The organism is Bacteroidota bacterium, assembly GCA_039111535.1.
In the GTDB taxonomy this organism is placed as follows: domain Bacteria; phylum Bacteroidota; class Rhodothermia; order Rhodothermales; family JAHQVL01; genus JBCCIM01.
This window is the reverse complement of sequence record JBCCIM010000326.1, coordinates 1-3620: the sequence shown is the minus strand read 5'-3', so window position 1 is coordinate 3620 and position 3620 is coordinate 1. Positions and strand designations below refer to the sequence as shown.

Sequence of the window (3620 nt, the reverse complement as noted above, 5' to 3'; positions counted from 1 at the left end):
GCCTCGGGCAGCTGCTGGTCGGCCTGTTCCTCGTGCCTGGTGTCGCCTATAGCTTGCTCCTCTCCTTCTTCTTCATCCGGGAGCAGGGCTACACGCCCGCACCCTTCGGGCTGGAGCTCATTGTTCCCTTGGGCAAGTACACGATGCTGTGGTGCGCGTTCGTTACCAGGTAAAGGAAAATGCTGCAACCGATATCGACGGCCAGCAAATCAGAACTGCACTGGGTGCGGCCAATAATATCGCATCCATAGAACGTATTGTTGTACCCGAGGAGCGACAACGACGTACTGTTGTCACCCGCGAATCGTCTCTTGAAGAGGCAATGGATAGATACATTGAACAACATGACACCCTGGTGCCACTTAAACAAACCTTAATCGAAAAAGCCCTGGAACTGGAGAAACAATACGAACTCCAGCGACAGAACCACGCGTAACCTGCTCAAAGACGCGTCTGTACAATCTTCTCCGTTATCCAATATTTGTAACGATTATGAGTGTGCAGCAATAACCGACTTTTGTCTTTTGCAGAAACCTTTGACCCAAGACGCTTGACAACACCCTAACAAGTACAATGAACCTCGATAGTATTACCGTCACCCCTCCTCGAAAGGAAGGCACGCTCACAGGAAGTGAACCTATCGCTGTATGGCCAATTGTTGTAGCCGCCCTGGATCTGATAGAAGCTGAAGAAACAACACGGGATGCAGCAAAAATTGCGATCTCAAGCAGTCATGGCTGTGTAGTCCTGGCAAACTACCTGAACAGCGAAGCCAAACGCGTTCACAAAATGGTCTATGACTTCAAGGTGCCGCTTATCGTGCTGGCTGCTGAAATGGCGCGGGAAGATGATGGCGCTGACTCAATTTATGACCCAGAAGAAGGCGCCCTTTATTTTGAGACGGACACAGACCAGTTCTCCTTTCACGTATATAAAGATTGGACGGTGGACTGGGAAACTGTAGCAGATGAAGTTATCAAAGGGTACGAATGGTCCGGCAATGAGAATCAGACGTGGGCGCTTGACCTGCTCTTATCCTACCTGGAGATTGATCTAAACGCTTTCAAGGGAGATCCTGACGAGGCCTAGCCTAAAATTGCAGTCTGAGATCTCAGTCCGATGTGCCGGCAATGCTATTTAAAAACGCATTTATTGACCCTTATTCGTGACCGGCCTCCAATGACTCCGCGGTTGTCAGGGTACAGTTATTTTTAATTTTGCCCGACAGCACGTGCCCAACTTCCTGCCGATGTGATGCGCGCGAGCCATCCGTGTATACGATGTCGATGCGGTTGATTTCTGCGCAAGCAATATTGCCATTGTACCATACATTATCGAACTGGTACTCTTTTTTCCCGTCGTGTACAGAGATAGGCCCAAACCTGCGCAAGCGCTTCGTTGATGTACCAGAATTCAGGCCGCGCGCCTTTAAGCCATCTTCGTCGTAAGGTGTAATAGAAAAGGTCACCTCCCGTACGGCCCGCGTTGAATCGAGGTGTTCAAAGGCATAATAGAGAGAGATGCCGCCTGCAGAATTAGGCGGATTTATACCAAAATCTGTTACCAAAAAGTCTTTTCCTGCCCGTTCTGCAGCCAACTGCAAATCCTCAGAAGCAGTAGCGCCGTCAGACACTTGATGCATCGCAGTGAGTTTATCCTTCAACGCCGAAGCCCCTTCTCCTTCATCGATAAACAACCGCATTACCCAGCCCTCAACACCTTCATACCGCACTTTCCAATACGCACCATCGTAATCTATGGCGATCAGCGGGGTGCTGGCCGGCAACAATCGGACAACCCGCCCATCCGGTGAGGGACGCGAACGCAAGCTGGCCTCCATGTTGGTAATCAATACCACACTCTCAGCGACCACATCTGCTGATTGGTGCAACTGAACCAATGCCTCTGTTTCTGCAAGTACAGCATGTACCACATTGAGTTGCTCCTGCAGGGCATCACGTACCGTTTCGAGACTGTCTCGCTTTTGCTGAAGTTTTTCCAATTCAGGTGCCTGCGCCAGCGCAGCAGATGTAAACAATCCGGACACTGTAGCAAAAAGCAACACCAAAAATGCACACCGGGCGACGGTGTTTGCAAACAAATACCTTCTCATCATTTGAAATAAATCCTTGGGTACGTAAGGGCAAATAACGCGAAGGGGGGCTGGCTAAGAGCGTTATTAATACGTTGTTACCGGCGCATCTGGCATCAGACGACGCGTATGGGTACCGTGTCAACACAAGTTCTGTACCGTTAAAGAACGTGCGGGTCTAAAGAGAATTGTGCGTGGAATAACACAAACATGTATCAACACTATCCTCTATTCATTTCATTGGAAACACTTCTCTGACAATCGACCCCACTTCTTCATTCCATTTAATGATAACGTAACAAGAAAATGAAGCAGAATGCCGGCAATTGATGAACAAGCACCTGGCAGAACACAACGATACATCTAGCCGGTACTGCGGCAGCAACGTGTAGGCTTACTGGGGAGAGGCAATAAGAGAAACGCAAAGTCATGTACAAAAACGACATGCATCGCGGCAGGGCATGCGCTAAATACAGAGAAGGCCGACCGAAAGTTGGCATTAAGGCGATTTAAGGGGGATTGCCAACGGCATCAGCTGGTCCAGGTACGCATGCCCGCTTGCTCAAAATGCACTGCGGCACGATCTGCATCGACCTGTTCTTCAAATACACCAAATACGGACGACCCCGACCCCGACATTGCGGCATACCCGGCCCCTGATGCTAGCAAATGCTCTTTCACTTGCTGAATAACAGGATATTGCTGAAAAACTGTCTCTTCAAAATCGTTGACCAAATGCTTCCGCCAACGCGAAAGATCATTTGACATGACCAACGCACGAATATCCGGACGGTTATTATTATTGGGAATGATGCCACGGTACGCATCGGCCGTCCCGACATGTACGGGCGGCACAACTATAACCAGCGCATATGGAAAACGATACGCCAGATGAGGTTCGAATAACAATGGTTCAAGTTGCTCTCCAAGGCCCGTTGCAAACATAGGTTGGTCTTCCAAAAAGAAGGCAACATCAGCCCCAAGGCCCGCTGCAATCGTGTGTAAGGTTTTTTTACTTGCGCCGGCATCCCAGAGCTTGTTAAGCATGCGCAAGGTATGTGCTGCATCGCTCGAACCGCCCCCAAGTCCGGCACCATAAGGCAAGTGCTTTTCAAGGTGCAACCGTGCGCCGCCTCCCACACCCGTCACAGCTTGTAATTGCTGGGCAGCGCGTACACAAAGGTTGCCGTCATCAGTAGGAAGTTCGGCATCAGAGCAGGTAAATTGCCAGGCCGCATGCGGCTCAGCACGCAACGAGTCATACCAGGCAACGGGTAGAAAAACCGTCTCTATATCGTGGTACCCATCTGCTCTTTTCTGCAAAACATGCAATCCAAGATTCAGCTTCGCCGGCGCACGCTGTTCAAGAATCAATTATTTACCTCACGCGTTTAGATGTGGCCTGATTTTTTCAGGCACTTATGAGTATCTGTAACCAGCAAAAGCACCTTTTGGCTCCGTTGAAAAACTGACAACGGTTTTCCAAATTGCCGGCGATTACCCGTTTCGATGCCATAAATTGCTATGC

The 3620-nt window shown here is 49.7% G+C and carries 4 protein-coding genes; 2 read left to right on the top strand and 2 right to left on the bottom strand.

Annotation, left to right across the window (positions count from 1 at the left end; all coding sequences use genetic code 11):
- Nucleotides 1-151: 151 nt before the first annotated feature.
- Nucleotides 152-436 (top strand): hypothetical protein, encoded by a 285-nt coding sequence (locus AAF564_26415; protein ID MEM8489108.1) that lies wholly within the window; start codon nucleotides 152-154, stop codon nucleotides 434-436.
- Between the two features lie 137 nt (nucleotides 437-573).
- On the top strand, nucleotides 574-1089 hold the full coding sequence (locus AAF564_26410) for a hypothetical protein (GenBank protein MEM8489107.1): 516 nt from the start codon (nucleotides 574-576) through the stop codon (nucleotides 1087-1089).
- Nucleotides 1090-1159: 70 nt separating this feature from the next.
- Here the strand turns inward: AAF564_26410 and AAF564_26405 are convergent, their stop codons facing one another.
- Both AAF564_26405 and AAF564_26400 read right to left on the bottom strand, forming a co-directional pair.
- Nucleotides 1160-2116: an SH3 domain-containing protein gene (locus AAF564_26405; GenBank protein MEM8489106.1), complete on the bottom strand. Its 957-nt coding sequence runs from the start codon at nucleotides 2114-2116 to the stop codon at nucleotides 1160-1162.
- Nucleotides 2117-2623: 507 nt separating this feature from the next.
- On the bottom strand, nucleotides 2624-3466 hold the full coding sequence (locus AAF564_26400) for a 4-(cytidine 5'-diphospho)-2-C-methyl-D-erythritol kinase (GenBank protein MEM8489105.1): 843 nt from the start codon (nucleotides 3464-3466) through the stop codon (nucleotides 2624-2626).
- Between the last annotated feature and the right edge of the window lie 154 nt (nucleotides 3467-3620).

Excerpts from the sequence above, each read along its gene's own strand:
- AAF564_26410 (MEM8489107.1), top strand. The coding sequence starts at position 574 with ATGAACCTCGATAGTATTACCGTCACCCCTCCTCGAAAGGAAGGCACG.
- AAF564_26405 (MEM8489106.1), bottom strand. The coding sequence starts at position 2,116 with ATGATGAGAAGGTATTTGTTTGCAAACACCGTCGCCCGGTGTGCATTT.